The sequence below is a fragment of the Streptomyces sp. NTD91 genome (assembly GCF_059510455.1).
In genome coordinates this window covers 140,254-153,841 of record NZ_JCAJZW010000002.1, presented here as the reverse complement: position 1 = coordinate 153,841, position 13,588 = coordinate 140,254, and the positions used below count along the sequence as shown (strand labels likewise).

The 13,588-nt window shown below is 71.3% G+C and carries 11 protein-coding genes; 7 read left to right on the top strand and 4 right to left on the bottom strand.

Going from position 1 to position 13,588, the window contains the following annotated elements; all coding sequences use genetic code 11:
• The first annotated feature begins 69 nt into the window (after positions 1-69).
• Positions 70-1,650 (top strand): acyl-CoA mutase large subunit family protein, encoded by a 1,581-nt coding sequence (locus AC5WRT_RS03410; protein ID WP_496094639.1) that lies wholly within the window; start codon positions 70-72, stop codon positions 1,648-1,650.
• 137 nt (positions 1,651-1,787) lie between these two features.
• A complete protein-coding gene (gene leuE, locus AC5WRT_RS03405; RefSeq protein ID WP_496094638.1) occupies positions 1,788-2,438 on the top strand; it encodes a leucine efflux protein LeuE in 651 nt (216 codons plus the stop codon).
• Positions 2,439-2,551: 113 nt separating this feature from the next.
• Here the strand turns inward: leuE and AC5WRT_RS03400 are convergent, their stop codons facing one another.
• From AC5WRT_RS03400 to AC5WRT_RS03390, 3 genes are all read right to left on the bottom strand, one after another.
• Positions 2,552-3,706 carry an acyltransferase family protein gene (locus tag AC5WRT_RS03400; protein WP_496099910.1) on the bottom strand — a complete coding sequence of 385 codons (1,155 nt, stop codon included), beginning with the start codon at positions 3,704-3,706 and terminating at the stop codon, positions 2,552-2,554.
• Positions 3,707-4,092: 386 nt separating this feature from the next.
• On the bottom strand, positions 4,093-5,427 hold the full coding sequence (locus tag AC5WRT_RS03395) for an alpha-2,8-polysialyltransferase family protein (protein WP_496094636.1): 1,335 nt from the start codon (positions 5,425-5,427) through the stop codon (positions 4,093-4,095).
• Positions 5,424-6,401 (bottom strand): glycosyltransferase family 2 protein, encoded by a 978-nt coding sequence (locus AC5WRT_RS03390; RefSeq protein WP_496094635.1) that lies wholly within the window; start codon positions 6,399-6,401, stop codon positions 5,424-5,426. Before AC5WRT_RS03390 ends, AC5WRT_RS03395 begins: the two co-directional genes overlap by 4 nt.
• A 198-nt stretch (positions 6,402-6,599) precedes the next feature.
• Here AC5WRT_RS03390 and AC5WRT_RS03385 point away from each other — a divergent pair, with 198 nt between their 5' ends.
• The 4 genes from AC5WRT_RS03385 to AC5WRT_RS03370 are packed head-to-tail and all read left to right on the top strand — an operon-like array spanning position 6,600 to position 11,329.
• Positions 6,600-7,925 carry a DUF6716 putative glycosyltransferase gene (locus tag AC5WRT_RS03385; RefSeq protein ID WP_496094634.1) on the top strand — a complete coding sequence of 442 codons (1,326 nt, stop codon included), beginning with the start codon at positions 6,600-6,602 and terminating at the stop codon, positions 7,923-7,925.
• Between the two features lie 17 nt (positions 7,926-7,942).
• Entirely contained in the window at positions 7,943-9,172 is a 1,230-nt protein-coding gene (locus AC5WRT_RS03380; protein ID WP_496094633.1) for a cytidylyltransferase domain-containing protein, read from the top strand.
• Between the two features lie 13 nt (positions 9,173-9,185).
• Complete coding sequence (locus tag AC5WRT_RS03375; protein ID WP_496094632.1) at positions 9,186-10,124, top strand: N-acetylneuraminate synthase family protein; 939 nt, start codon at positions 9,186-9,188, stop codon at positions 10,122-10,124.
• Positions 10,125-10,162: 38 nt separating this feature from the next.
• Positions 10,163-11,329, top strand: a complete 1,167-nt coding sequence (locus tag AC5WRT_RS03370) for a hypothetical protein (protein WP_496094631.1) — start codon at positions 10,163-10,165, stop codon at positions 11,327-11,329.
• A 91-nt stretch (positions 11,330-11,420) separates the two neighbouring features.
• Here AC5WRT_RS03370 and AC5WRT_RS03365 read toward each other — a convergent pair whose 3' ends face one another.
• Positions 11,421-12,110 carry a class I SAM-dependent DNA methyltransferase gene (locus tag AC5WRT_RS03365; protein ID WP_496094630.1) on the bottom strand — a complete coding sequence of 230 codons (690 nt, stop codon included), beginning with the start codon at positions 12,108-12,110 and terminating at the stop codon, positions 11,421-11,423.
• 235 nt (positions 12,111-12,345) lie between these two features.
• On the opposite strand from AC5WRT_RS03365, the gene AC5WRT_RS03360 reads away from it, so the two are divergent.
• Positions 12,346-13,581, top strand: a complete 1,236-nt coding sequence (locus AC5WRT_RS03360; protein WP_496094651.1) for an amidohydrolase — start codon at positions 12,346-12,348, stop codon at positions 13,579-13,581.
• The last annotated feature ends 7 nt before the right edge of the window (positions 13,582-13,588 follow it).

Below are 13,588 nucleotides of genomic sequence, written 5' to 3'. Positions count from 1 at the left end.
CTTCCCAGCGTGACCGCCGCCGAACGACGGGGCATGGTGAGGGGTGACAGGACGACAGCGGAGGCATCCATGACACGTGAGTCGGAGTCGGGACTGCCGATCGAGCCGGTCTACGGACCGCAGGCTCTGCAGGGCTGGGACCCGGCCGAGAAACTGGGCGAACCGGGCACGTACCCCTTCACCCGGGGCGTCTACCCGAGCATGTACACCGGCCGTCCCTGGACCATGCGCCAGTACGCCGGCTTCGGCACGGCGGCCGAGTCGAACGCCCGCTACCGGCAGCTGATCGCGCACGGCACCACGGGCCTTTCGGTCGCCTTCGACCTGCCCACCCAGATGGGCCACGACTCCGACGCGCCCCTCGCGCACGGCGAGGTCGGCAAGGTGGGCGTGGCGATCGACTCGATCGACGACATGCGGGTGCTGTTCGACGGCATCCCGCTCGACCAGGTGTCGACCTCGATGACGATCAACGCCCCCGCCGCGCTCCTGCTGCTCCTCTACCAGCTGGTGGCGGAGGAACAGGGGGCGCGGGCCGACCGGTTGACGGGCACGATCCAGAACGACGTGCTGAAGGAGTACATCGCGCGGGGCACCTACATCTTCCCGCCGAAGCCCTCCCTGCGCCTGACCGCGGACATCTTCAAGTACTGCACCGCCGAGATCCCGAAGTGGAACACGATCTCGATCTCCGGCTACCACATGGCCGAGGCGGGTGCCTCGCCCGTCCAGGAGATCGCGTTCACGCTCGCCGACGGCATCGAGTACGTGCGTACGGCAGTGGCGGCGGGCATGCCCGTGGACGACTTCGCCCCGCGGCTGTCCTTCTTCTTCGTGGCCCGTACGACACTGCTGGAGGAGGTCGCCAAGTTCCGCGCCGCCCGCAGGATCTGGGCCCGGGTGATGCGGGAGGAGTTCGGCGCCCGGAACCCGAAGTCCCTGATGCTCCGCTTCCACACCCAGACCGCCGGGGTCCAGCTGACGGCACAGCAGCCGGAGGTGAACCTGGTCCGGGTCGCGGTGCAGGCGCTGGCGGCGGTGCTGGGCGGCACCCAGTCCCTGCACACCAACTCCTTCGACGAGGCGATCGCGCTGCCGACGGACAAGAGCGCGCGCCTCGCCCTGCGCACGCAACAGGTACTGGCTCACGAGACGGACGTGACGGCGACGGTCGACCCCTTCGCGGGGTCGTACGCGGTGGAGCGGATGACGGACGAGGTCGAGGAGGCGGCCGTCGACCTGATGCGGCGGGTGGAGGACCTGGGCGGCGCGGTCGCGGCGATCGAGCGGGGCTTCCAGAAGTCCGAGATCGAGAAGAACGCGTACCGCATCGCCCAGGAGACCGACTCCGGCGAACGGGTGGTCGTAGGCGTCAACCGCTTCCGGTTGGACGAGGAGGAGCCCTACGCGCCCCTGCGCGTCGACCCCGCCATCGAGGCCCGCCAGGCAGAGCGCCTGGAGAAGCTCCGCGCAGAACGCGACCAGCGGGTGGTGGAGACGGCACTGGACGCACTGCGGAAGGCGGCGGAGGGCGAGGACAACGTCCTGTACCCGATGAAGGAGGCGTTGCGGGCCCGGGCGACGGTGGGGGAGGTGTGCGGGGCGCTTCGCGGGGTGTGGGGGAGTCACGTGCCGAGCGATGCGTTCTGAGCGCCGGCCGTTTGGGAACGTGCCTGTGCCGGACCCCGTCGCAGTCGCCCTCGGCCTCCGCGTGGACACCCTCCCCGGTGGTGAGGGCCGGCCCACCCCGGACCGCAGTGTCGTACCCCCGTGCGACACTCCTTCCCATGTTCGGCGTGATCGATCTCCCCACCTATCTGGCAGGACTCGTCCTGATCGTCCTGCTGCCCGGGCCCAACTCCCTCTACGTCCTGTCCGTGGCCGCCCGGCGCGGTGTGCGGGCCGGTTACACCGCTGCCGCCGGTGTGTGGTGCGGGGACACCGTGCTGATGACGCTGTCCGCCGCCGGAGTCGCCTCCCTGCTGAAGGCCGACGCGGTGCTGTTCGGGATCGTGAAGTACGCCGGTGCCGGGTATCTGACCTGGCTGGCGATCGGCATGATGAGGGCCGCCCGGCAGATGTGGCGGACCCGCAGGGAGAGGGCAGTCGAGGAGGACACCCCGTCCGGTGCCGGACGCGAGCGGGCCTTCCGGCGGGCCCTCGTCGTCAGTCTGTTCAACCCCAAGGCGATCCTGTTCTTCGTCGCCTTCTTCGTGCAGTTCGTCGACCCGGACTACGCCTACCCGGGCCTGTCCTTCGTCGTCCTCGGCACCTTCGCCCAGCTGGCGAGCTTCCTCTACCTCAGCGCGCTGATATTCGGCGGCACCCGCCTCGCCGGCGCCTTCCGGCGCCGCAAGCGGCTGTCGGCGACGGCCACTTCGGTGGCTGGCGCGCTGTTCCTGGGCTTCGCGGTGAGGCTGACGCTGGCCGGCGCCTGAGTCGCCGGCCCGGGGCGTCCGGGAAACGGCCGGTGCCTCGGCCCCGTCGAAGGCCCCGGCCCGGCACACGCATTCCGTCCCGGGCAGCCTCCACAGCCGGTCGTTCGCCCGGTTCACAACCCGGGGCGAGGTGACCGGCTGTCCGGCGTCCGCTCCTTCAGCGCCCGCTTCAGACGGGGCCCGAACGGCCGCTCCACGAACCGGTGGATCAGCCAGGCCAGCAGCAGCATCCCGCACACGGTCACCCCCAGCGTCGGCCACGCCGGCAGGCCGAGCCCCCGGTGCAGCACCCGCACGACGAACCAGCCGAGGTGCTCGTGGACCAGGTAGAAGGGGTACGTCAGCGCCCCGGCCGTGACCAGCCAGCGCCAGGAGGCCCACCGCGTCCAGCCCACCGCCACCGCGGCGACGGCGGCGAAGGCGGCGGTGACGATCAGGATGACGACGTACGGGTCGCGGTGCGGATGCGGGCCCCACAGCCCGTGGGTGGCCGCGCTCTGCGCGAGCAGCCACGACATCGCGACGATGCCCCAGGCGAGCAGGTCGCCGCCGAAGCGGTGGATCAGGTACAGCGCCAGACCGCCGACGAAGAAAGGGGCGTAGTCCGGCATGACCACCTGGTTCAGCAGCGCGTCCCCGGAAGAGCGGACCAGGACGGCCGCCGCCGTCCAGACACCGGCGAACAGCACCACCCGGCGGTAGGTCACTCCACGCACGACGACGAGCAGCGCGAACAACACGTAGAAACGGACCTCGACCCAGAGCGTCCAGCACACGCCGAGGACCCGCGTCGCGCCCATCGGCTGCTGGAGCATCGTCAGATTGACCAGGAACTCGTCGAGACGGACCGGGCGGACCACCACCGGCAGGGCGAACGACGCCGCCGTGACCAGCACCAGGGCCACCCAGTAGGCGGAGTACAGCCGCGCGACCCGGGAGCGGAAGAAGTCGCCGAGGGTGCGGCCCCAGCTGCTCATGCAGATCACGAAACCGCTGATGACGAAGAAGAACTGCACACCGAGGTTGCCGTAGACGGTCGCCCGGGACAGGACCGGGAACAGGTGGGCGGGGCTCGCGTGCCAGGACGCGGAGATCGTGCCGCCGCGCCCGGTGTAGTGGTAGAGGCAGACCATCAGGGCGGCGACGAGCCGCAGACCGTCCAGGGCCAGAAGACGGCTTCCGTGCCCGCCCGACGACGCGCGGGGCACGGCCGTCCTGGATATCAGCGGGCCGGGAGCGGCGGTGAGGCCGGTGGGTGAAGCAGCCATGTGCGGTTTCCTTCCTGGTGTGGTTGCGCGGTCGGCCGCTGGGCTCACCGGCGGTGTGCGGCCCGCTGTCCCGCCCCTGCTGGGGCCTGTCCGACCATTCCCGGGTGCGGTGCGGCGTCCTGCACGCTCCCCCACTGCCTCAAGGGCGTGCGGGGTGCCCCCACTCGCCGCACCGGCCTGCCGGGGCGCTGGTGCCGCAACAGGCAACGTCCGCCCCGTCGCCACGCCCGGCACGCTCCCCCACTGCCTCAAGGGCGTGGGAGGTGCCCCCACTCGCCGCACCGGGCACGAACCCGAGTACAGCCAGTACGAGGGCTCGCACCCGGCACGCCGAGAGCACGCACCGGACGCCGCTCCTCGACGGGCAAACGTTGCCTGCCGCGGCACTACTCGCGTGCGCCCCGGCGCAGACTGCGCGCCTTGCGGGCCACCCTGCGCACCGTCGCGTTGCGCGGGATGAACGCCAGTTGCGCCGGCACCCCGCCGGGCAGGGCCAGCGAGGTCAGCCGCCGGCGCTTGAAGTAGCGCATGGTGCGCTGGTTCAGGTTCCGCGCGAGCCAGATCTCTGCGTGCCCGCGCATCCGCGGGTAGATCTTCGGCTGCATCGCGAAGCCCACCGCGCCGATCAGCTCGCCGAGTGCTTCCACGTCCGTCCCGGCGCGCTGTTCGGTGACCGCGGCACGGTCGCGGAGGTCGGGCAGCAGCGCGTCCACGATGGTCACCGGGACCCGGTTGCTGTTCTCGTACGGCGTCAGCTGCTCCAGCAGCACCTCGGTGCCGATCCGGGCGACCGGCAGGCCGTACAGCGCCTGCGCCGTGAGCAGGGCGGTGGAGAAGCAGCCCACGACCAGCGCCGGACGCATGCGCTGGTACAGCACCTCGGCGAGGACCGGGGTGTCGAGCACGGTCAGTTCCACCTTCAGCCGCTCCGCCTCCCGCTCCAGCAGGCGGGTGAAGCGGGCCGGCGCGGACGGGTGCGGCTTGAACACCACCTTGGTGTGGCCGAGCGCGGCGGCCCCCTTCAGCATCCGCACATGCAGGTCCTCCTCCTGCTCGGCGGTGAGGATCTCCAGCGCCGACAGGTACTGGCCGAGCAGCAGCGCGGGCTCCTCGGTCGCCGGCAACGCGACGTCCGCCGGAGCCAGTTCGTCGAGGACCTTGGTGAAGGCGGCGGTCGGTACCAGCTCGCCGGGCACGTCGAACTCGGTGAGCAGCAGCGGCTTCAGGCCCGGGACCAGGTCCAGGTGCAGCACCCGGTCCACGCGGGTGCCGACGAGCGGGTCGATCTTGTTGCGGGTGGGGCCGTAGCTCATCAGGCCGTCGGCGTAGACGGTCACCGGGGCGCCGGTGAAGATCTGCGCGAGGCCCAGCGCGGGGTTGACCTGGATCGACTCGACGGCCAGCTCCACGTCGTCGTCGGCGAGCCGCCACTCGTGGCGCAGGAAGCGTTCCCACAGCGGCAGGTCGTCCCCGCGGGGCGTCCAGCCACCGGGATGGAACGGGAAGATGGTCTCGTTGTACGAGATCACCTCGTCGAACCGGTCGCGCAGCCTCTCGAAGCCGGGCGCCTCGTCCAGCGCGGGCGTGGTCTCCGGGGTGACCGCGTTGTTGCAGACCAGCAGGATCCGTCGGTCGGCCGGGCGGAAGCAGCCGGAGTCCAGGGCGGCGGCGAGCGTGGCCGTGCCGTACAGCGTCGACGCCTGGAAGATCTGGGTGGTCACGCGGCGGCCCCCGCGGGGGCGGGACGGCGGCGCAGCCGGCGCAGCTTGGTGGCACGCTGGAGGTCCATGGAGTCCAGCGCCTCGTCCAGTATGTCCTGCGGCATCCGCCGCAGGGCCGCGGCACTCAGGGATTTCAGTTTCTTCGCCACCGCGGGCTCGAACCTTTCGATGGATCCCAGATGATGGGAAATGATGGCGCAATAGGTGCGGACGGCCTTCGGCAACAACTGTTCCGCATCCCGGTCCTGGGCGGTTTCCGCGACGACCTGATCGAACGCCCGAATGAAATCGAGTTGTCGGACATCTCCGATCTGGGTCAGCGAGGAAGCCACCCCACGCCGGTAGAACACGCCGAGCATGTTCACCGCGGCGAAGGATTCCGCCTCCCGGTGCAGCTTCCAGATCCACGGCCGGTCCTCGGCCGTGCGCAGCCCGTCGGTGAAGTGCAGCAGGCCCTTGTCCACGAGCCGGCGGTGGTAGACGCCGGCCCACGCGAAGGCGTAGTCCACGGACGTCGACCGGTCGGCGGGGAGGATCGCCGCGCGCGGGTCCATCACCACGTTCCGCCGGCCGACCGGCACCCGGTTCACGGTGCGCGACCGCGCAGTGCACTGCACATGGTCGGTGCGGACGAAATCGCAGTCCAGGTCCTCGATGGCCGCCACCAGCTGCGCGAAGTAGCCCGGGGCGAGCCAGTCGTCGCCGTCCAGGAAGGTCAGGTACGCGCCGCGCGCCCGGTCGATACCGGTGTTGCGGGCGGTCGCCAGCCCCCCGTTCTGCTCGTGCCGGACGAGGACCGCCCCGGGCAGCTCGCGCTCCGCGCGCGCGAGAATCTCTGGTGTCCCGTCGCGCGAACAGTCGTCGACGAGAATGAATTCGAAGTCCTCACGCGCGTTCGCCTTCAGGCTTCTGAGCGTGTCGGGCGCGTATTGCTGCACGTTGTAGAACGGCACGATGACGGAGAGCTTGACCACGGCTTGAACGTTAGGGCGAAGCCCGTCATTCGTCTTGACCGCCTGCTTGATGCTGAGTGAACGGCATGTGGCGAAGCAGTGAACCAGGCTTTTTTCGCATGCTCCGGCGGCCCGATTCGCCATTCGGCGACGTGCTGTTAACCGTTTGTTGCATTCGGGTTGGGCGGATCCTCGGAATGGCTTCCTAGCGTCTTCGGCGTGCCAGCAAGTGCTACGAAGTCCCTGCGGGTCGCCGTCCTCGCCGATTCCGACACCCGATGGAAGTGGGGCGCGCTCACCGCGCAGCGCCTCGCCCCCACGGACGCCGAGATCCGGCTCGACGGCTACCTCCTGCGGGGGCGCGCCACCCCGACGGCCCGTCAACTGAAGGAGGTCGGTGTCCGGGCGGACTCCCTCCGCGAGGTCACCGGCGTCGAATTCCTGCGTGTGATGGGCGGAGCCGGCGAGGACCCGTACGACGTCCTCATCCTCGCGCTCGTCGGCGGCGGCGTCCAGGCCATGCTGCACGGACTGCGCGCCGCCTGGGCGGGTGCCGCCCGGCGTCCCGTCGTCGTCACCGGATACGTGGGTGTCGTCTACGAGAAGCTCGCCGACGGACTGCTGCTGCGGCACGGCGCCGACCTCGTCCTCGCCAACTCCCGTCACGACGCGGACCGTTTCCGGGCCGTGTACGAGGGGATGGGCGCCGACGCCTCCTCGGTCACCGAGGTCGCGCTGCCCTTCCTCGGCGGGACGCCGTACACCGGTGAACACGAGCCGTACACCGTGGTGTTCGCGGCCCAGCCGTCCGTACCGGACAGCCGCAGGGACCGCGCCTACCTGCTGGGCCGGCTGATCGAGCACGCCCGCCGGCACCCCGAGCGCGAGGTGCTGCTGAAGCTGCGCTCCAAGCCGGGCGAACACACCACCCACATCGAGGAGCTGCCGTACCAGAAGCTGACGCAGGGCAAGGACCTGCCCGGCAACTTCCGTCTGGTGTACGGCCACATGGGCGAGGTGCTGGACCGCACCGACCTGCTGGTCACGGTCAGCTCCACGGCCGCCCTGGAAGCCCTGCACCGCCGCATCCCCACGGTGATCCTGACCGATCTGGGCGTGCGCGAGGTGCTCGGCAACCACCACTTCACCGGCTCCGGCTGTCTGGCCTCCTGGGACCAGCTCGACGCCGGGCACCGGCCGGTGCCGGACGAGGAGTGGGTGTCCCGCCAGGGCGTCGCCGCCGGGGCAGGTTCCTACGAGACCGCGTTCGACACCGCCCGCGGACGCATTGCCGAGCTGCTCGACCGTCCCGGCGGCCTGCCGCCCCTGAACCCCTACTACACCCCCGAGACCGCGCCCGGCTATCTGCCGGGCATCCTCGTCCGGCACCACCTCGGCCCCGACGGCGTCCCGCTGCCCGGCGCGCCCGCCGCCGACAAGGAGCCCGGACCGGTCCGCCAGATCGTGCGCCGCGCCGCGCGTGGCGCCTACCGCCACGGCGTACAGCGGGTCGCCCCGGTGATCCGCCGGATGGGGGAGCTGTGACCATCCAAGGAGACCTCATGTCCAACCCGGAAGCGGGCCGAGGCGCGACGGTGCGCCGTGTGCTCGCGGTGATCCCCGCCCGCGGCGGCTCCAAGGGCGTGCCCGCGAAGAACCTCGCGCCCGTCGGTGGGGTCCCGCTGGTGGCCCGTGCGGTCCGCGAGTGCCGGGCCACCCGGCTGGTGACCGACGTCGTCGTCTCCACCGACGACCAGGCCATCGCCGCCTCCGCCCGTGAGGCCGGCGCCGAGGTCGTGCTGCGGCCCGCCGCCATCGCCGGGGACACCGCGACCTCCGAGGCGGCGGTCCTGCACGCCATGGACGCCCATGAGGCGCTGCACGGCGCGGCCGTCGACGTGGTCCTGCTCGTGCAGTGCACCAGCCCCTTCATCGTCCGCGAGGACATCGACGGGGTGGCCGGCGCGGTCGTGGAGAACGGCGCCGACACGGCCGTCACCGTGGCGCCCTTCCACGGCTTCGTCTGGCGGGAGGCCGACACGGAGTCCGAGGGCGGGGTGGGCGTCAACCACGACAAGTCCTACCGTCCGCGCCGCCAGGACCGCCCCCAGGACTTCCTGGAGACCGGCGCCGCCTACGCGATGGACGCGGCCGGCTTCCGCAAGCACCAGCACCGTTTCTTCGGCCGTACGGAACTCGTCCGCACCGACCCGGCCCGGGTCCTGGAGATCGACGACCCGCACGACCTGGCCCGCGCCCGCGCGCTGGCCCCCTTCTTCGACGCGGACCGTCCCGGTGCGCTGCCCGCCCACGACGACATCGACGCCGTGGTCCTCGACTTCGACGGCACCCAGACCGACGACCGGGTGCTGATCGACTCCGAAGGGCGGGAGTTCGTCTCCGTGCACCGCGGCGACGGACTCGGCATCGCGGCCCTGCGCAGAAGCGGCCTGAAGATGCTGGTCCTGTCCACGGAACAGAACCCTGTGGTGGCCGCCCGCGCCCGGAAGCTGAAGCTCCCGGTGCTGCACGGCATCGACCGCAAGGACCTCGCGCTGAAGCAGTGGTGCGAGGAGCAGGACATCGCGCCGGAGCGCGTGCTCTACGTCGGCAACGACGTCAACGACCTGCCGTGCTTCGCCCTCGTCGGCTGGCCCGTGGCGGTCGCGAGCGCTCACGACGTCGTACGCGGCGCCGCACGCGCGGTCACCACCGTCCCCGGCGGTGACGGCGCGATCCGAGAGATCGCCAGCTGGATCCTCGGCCCCTCTCTCGATTCCCTCCCCAAGTAAGGACATCTCCCTGATGAGCACCAACTCCCGTCTGCGTACGTTCGGTTCCCGCGAGGTCGGCCCCGGCGAGCCCGTCTACATCTGCGGCGAGATCGGCATCAACCACAACGGTGAGCTGGAGAACGCGTTCAAGCTGATCGACGTGGCCGCGGCGGCCGGCTGCGACGCGGTCAAGTTCCAGAAGCGCACCCCGGAGATCTGCACCCCGCGCGACCAGTGGGACATCGAGCGCGACACCCCCTGGGGCCGGATGACCTACATCGACTACCGGCACCGCGTGGAGTTCGGTGAGGACGAGTACCGGCAGATCGACGAGTACTGCAACGAGAAGGGGATCGACTGGTTCGCATCCCCGTGGGACACCGAGGCCGTCGCCTTCCTGGAGAAGTTCGACCTGCCCGCCCACAAGGTCGCGTCCGCTTCCCTGACCGACGACGAGCTGCTGCGCGCCCTGCGCGCCACCGGCCGCACGATCATCCTCTCCACCGGCATGTCGACCCCGAGGCAGATCCGCCACGCGGTCGAGGTCCTGGGCTCCGACAACATCCTCATGTGCCACGCCACCTCGACCTACCCGGCGAAGGCCGACGAGCTGAACCTCCGCGTGATCAACACGCTGGAGAAGGAGTACCCGAACGTCCCGATCGGCTACTCCGGGCACGAGACCGGCCTGCAGACCACGCTCGCCGCGGTGGCGCTCGGTGCCGTGTTCGTCGAGCGCCACATCACCCTCGACCGCGCCATGTGGGGCTCCGACCAGGCCGCCTCCGTCGAGCCGCAGGGCCTGGAGCGCCTGGTCCGCGACATCCGCGTGATCGAGGCCTCGCTGGGCGACGGCGTCAAGAAGGTCTACGACTCCGAGCTGGGCCCGATGAAGAAGCTGCGCCGCGTCGCCGGTGTCGTCGCCGAGGCGGAGATCGCGGCCGCGGCGGGCGAGCCGGTCACGGTCTGAGTGTTCTGATCCCCTTACGACGGGACGGTCGTACACCGATGAGCCCCCGCGCCGGTCACACCGGCCATCCTCCCCGCACGCTCGCCTTCGTGGAGAGCCCCGTCCAGTTGCTGAACGTGCTGGAGTGGGCGCACCTGCACGGTTTGCGCGGCGCGGACCCGCACCCGCTGCCGGGCGCCGAGCCGCTGCCCTCCGTGCCGGCGCAGGTGCGGCGGACGGTGGCCGGCGACCCTGCCGCGGCCGGCGCGGACCTCACGGTCGTCGTCCTGTCCCCGACCGACCCCATGACGCGGGGTCAGCTGCGCCGCATGGCGGACCTGGCCCGGGACGAGGGGTACCGGGTGCGCTGGGAGGACGCGCGGGGCGGCGCGACCGCGCCCTTCTCGACCATCGGCGGCCTCGCGGGCTCGCTGCGCAAGGCCGGCCGGATCGTCATGGGAGACCCGTTCTCCCGGTATGTGCAGCTGCTGCTGACGATCACGCGGGCGAAGGACCTGGTCGTGGTCGACGACGGCACGGCGACGATGGAGTTCGTCGCCCAACTCGCCCGCGGCGAGCGCCTGGTGCGCTGGCACCGCAAGGGCGGCCGCCCCGGGCCGCGGGACCTGCTCTTCGCCCCGGTGTCCTCCTCGGCCCGCCGCCGGCTCACGCCGAGCACGCACCGCAGGGTGGAGGTCTTCTCCTCCATGCCGGTGACGGAGACCCCGAAGGGTGTGACGGTCACCGCGAACGACTTCTCCTGGACCCGGGCCCGCTTCGGGCCGCCGCGCATCTCCAAGGGCGCGGACATGGTGGGAACGTCCCTGGTGGAAACCGGAGTTGTGGACGGCGAGGCGTACCTGGAGGCGGTCCGCACCCTGTGCAAGACGCACGGCGCGACGCGCTACTTCGCACACCGCCGGGAGAGTGCCGAGAAACTCCACCGGCTGGCCGCCGAGACCGGCCTGGAGATCGTCCGCCCGGACCTCCCGCTGGAGCTGATCGCCCGCCGGGGCCCCGTCGGCCGTACGATCCTCAGCTTCCCCTCCACGGTCGTCCACACCCTGCCGCTCGCGCTGGCGGGCACGGGGGTGCGGGTCGCGGTGTGCGACATCGACCCGGCCTGGCTCGCGGAGAACGCCTCGCCACGCGCCCAGGGCTTCCTGTCGGGCGTGACGGGCACGGCGCGGGACGTGCACCGGCTGGCGGCGGTGCTCCCGGCGTAGCGGCTCCGGGCCCCCGTCCGGCGGCGACTGGGCAGCGGCCGTCGGGCGGGGGCACCTGTGCGACTGCAGCGGCCAGCGGGGCACGAGCGGGTCAGACTTCGGCGTCCGGTCTGCGGGCCAGGACGAAGGCGCGGGCCCGGGTCTCCTCGCCGGCCGGCTCGCGGCGGATCGTCGCCACCAGCTCCAGGCCGGCGTCCGTCAGGAACGCGGTGATCTGCTCCGGGGTGCGCCAGTAGTACTGGAGGTCGATCTCGTGGCCGAAGCGCTCCGGCAGGTGCAGACGGCCGGGCGCCTCGGAGGTCTGGAAGGCGAGGAGGGCGTGGCCGCCGGGCTGCAGGGTGCGGTGGAATTCGGCGAACGCCGCCGGCAGGTGGGCGTCGGGGACGTGGATCGTCGAGTACAGGGCGAGGATGCCGCCCAGGGTGGCGTCCGGCAGGTCCAGGGACGTCATGGAGCCGATGTGGAAGCGCAGCCGGGGGTGGCTCTCGCGGGCCAGCGCCACCATGGCGGGGGAGAGGTCGACGCCGAAGGCGGGCACACCCAGCTCGTCGAGGAGTGCGGTGACGTGGCCGGGGCCGCTGCCGAGGTCGGCCACGGGGGCCGTGCCGTGGCGGGTGACCAGCTCGGCGAAGGCGGTGATCACCGTGCGGTCCAGGGGATGCGGGTGGACGTCGGGGAACTGCGCGGCGTACTCCTTGGCGATCGCGTCGTAGGAGGCGCGGGTCGTGTCGAGGAAGGGTTCGCTCGCGTCGGTGAGGAGGTTCTCGGTCGCGTCGGTCACGCATGCGGACCCTAGCCGGAGGAGGACCGCGTTGTAGTCCGGTTCGTGGACATGGCGAGCGTGACTGTAGTGAGGCGTGGTATCCGTGGAAGAAGGAAAGTCAGGGTTCTACCCATCAGTGTCCGTCGCCATGCGTCCGCCGGTCAGATTTTATTCCCCTAACGGGCTGAACTTTTGTTGATCGAGGGGTAGTTGATCAGCCGGGCGTCCTACCCTTCAGAGGGTGAAGCAATTGATGTCCCTAGAGTCCGAGGCCGGCCTCGCGGGGGATGTGCTCCCCGGCGTGCTGAGCGAAGCCCTGCACGCCGAGCTCGTCGCCTTCCGTCGCGACCTGCACATGCACCCTGAGCTGGGCAATCAGGAGTTCCGTACGACCGCCGCGATCAAGGAGCGGCTGGAGGCGGCCGGGCTTAGGCCCCGGGTGCTCGCCAAGGGCACCGGACTCGTGTGCGACATCGGCCTGGCGGAGGGCGAGCAGTCGGCCGTACCGCTGCTCGCGCTGCGCGCGGACATCGACGCCCTGCCCATCCCCGACACCAAGAACGACTGCCCGTACCGCTCGACCGTGCCCGACCGGGCGCACGCCTGCGGTCATGACGTGCATACGACCGTCGTGCTCGGCACCGGGCTCGTCCTCGCCGACCTGCACGCAAAGGGCCTGCTGCCCCGGCCGGTACGGCTGATCTTCCAGCCCGCCGAGGAGGTGCTGCCCGGCGGCGCGCTGGACGCCATCGAGGAAGGGGTGCTCAAGGGGGTCGGCCGGATCCTCGCCGTGCACTGCGACCCGAGGGTGGACGCCGGGAAGATCGGGCTGCGGCACGGGGCGATCACCAGCGCGTGCGACCGGCTGGAGATCGCCCTCGACGGGCCCGGCGGGCACACCGCCCGACCGCACCTGACCACCGATCTCGTCACCGCCGCCGCCCGTGTCGCCGTCGACGTGCCCGCGCTGATCGGCCGCCGCGTCGACACCCGCGCCGGGCTGGCCCTCACCTGGGGCCGGATCGAGTCGGGCCACGCGCCGAACGTGATCCCGCAGCACGCCGAGCTGTCCGGGACCGTCCGCTGCCTGGACCTGGAGGCCTGGCGGCAGGCCCCCGACATCGTGCACGCGGCCATCGACGAGATCGCCACCCTGCACCGCGCCAAGTCCGAGATCACCTACGTGCGCGGGGTGCCGCCGGTCGTGAACGACCGCGAGTCCACCGACCTGCTGCGCCGGGCCATGGCCGCCCGTCGCGGCCGGGACTCCGTCGAGGGCACCGAGCAGAGCCTGGGTGGCGAGGACTTCTCCTGGTATCTGGAGCAGGTGCCGGGCGCCATGGCCCGCCTCGGCGTGCGGCGCCCGGGGGAGCGGATCGTACGCGATCTCCACCAGGGCGACTTCGACGCCGACGAGCACGCCATCACGGTCGGTGTGGAGATGTTCACGGCGGCGGCCTTCCTGGAGCCCAACGGATCACAGGGCTGAGGTCCCG

Excerpts from the sequence above, each read along its gene's own strand:
- AC5WRT_RS03410 (WP_496094639.1), top strand. The coding sequence starts at position 70 with ATGACACGTGAGTCGGAGTCGGGACTGCCGATCGAGCCGGTCTACGGA.
- leuE (WP_496094638.1), top strand. The coding sequence starts at position 1,788 with ATGTTCGGCGTGATCGATCTCCCCACCTATCTGGCAGGACTCGTCCTG.
- AC5WRT_RS03400 (WP_496099910.1), bottom strand. The coding sequence starts at position 3,706 with ATGGCTGCTTCACCCACCGGCCTCACCGCCGCTCCCGGCCCGCTGATA.
- AC5WRT_RS03380 (WP_496094633.1), top strand. The coding sequence starts at position 7,943 with ATGTCCAACCCGGAAGCGGGCCGAGGCGCGACGGTGCGCCGTGTGCTC.
- AC5WRT_RS03375 (WP_496094632.1), top strand. The coding sequence starts at position 9,186 with ATGAGCACCAACTCCCGTCTGCGTACGTTCGGTTCCCGCGAGGTCGGC.
- AC5WRT_RS03370 (WP_496094631.1), top strand. The coding sequence starts at position 10,163 with ATGAGCCCCCGCGCCGGTCACACCGGCCATCCTCCCCGCACGCTCGCC.
- AC5WRT_RS03360 (WP_496094651.1), top strand. The coding sequence starts at position 12,346 with ATGTCCCTAGAGTCCGAGGCCGGCCTCGCGGGGGATGTGCTCCCCGGC.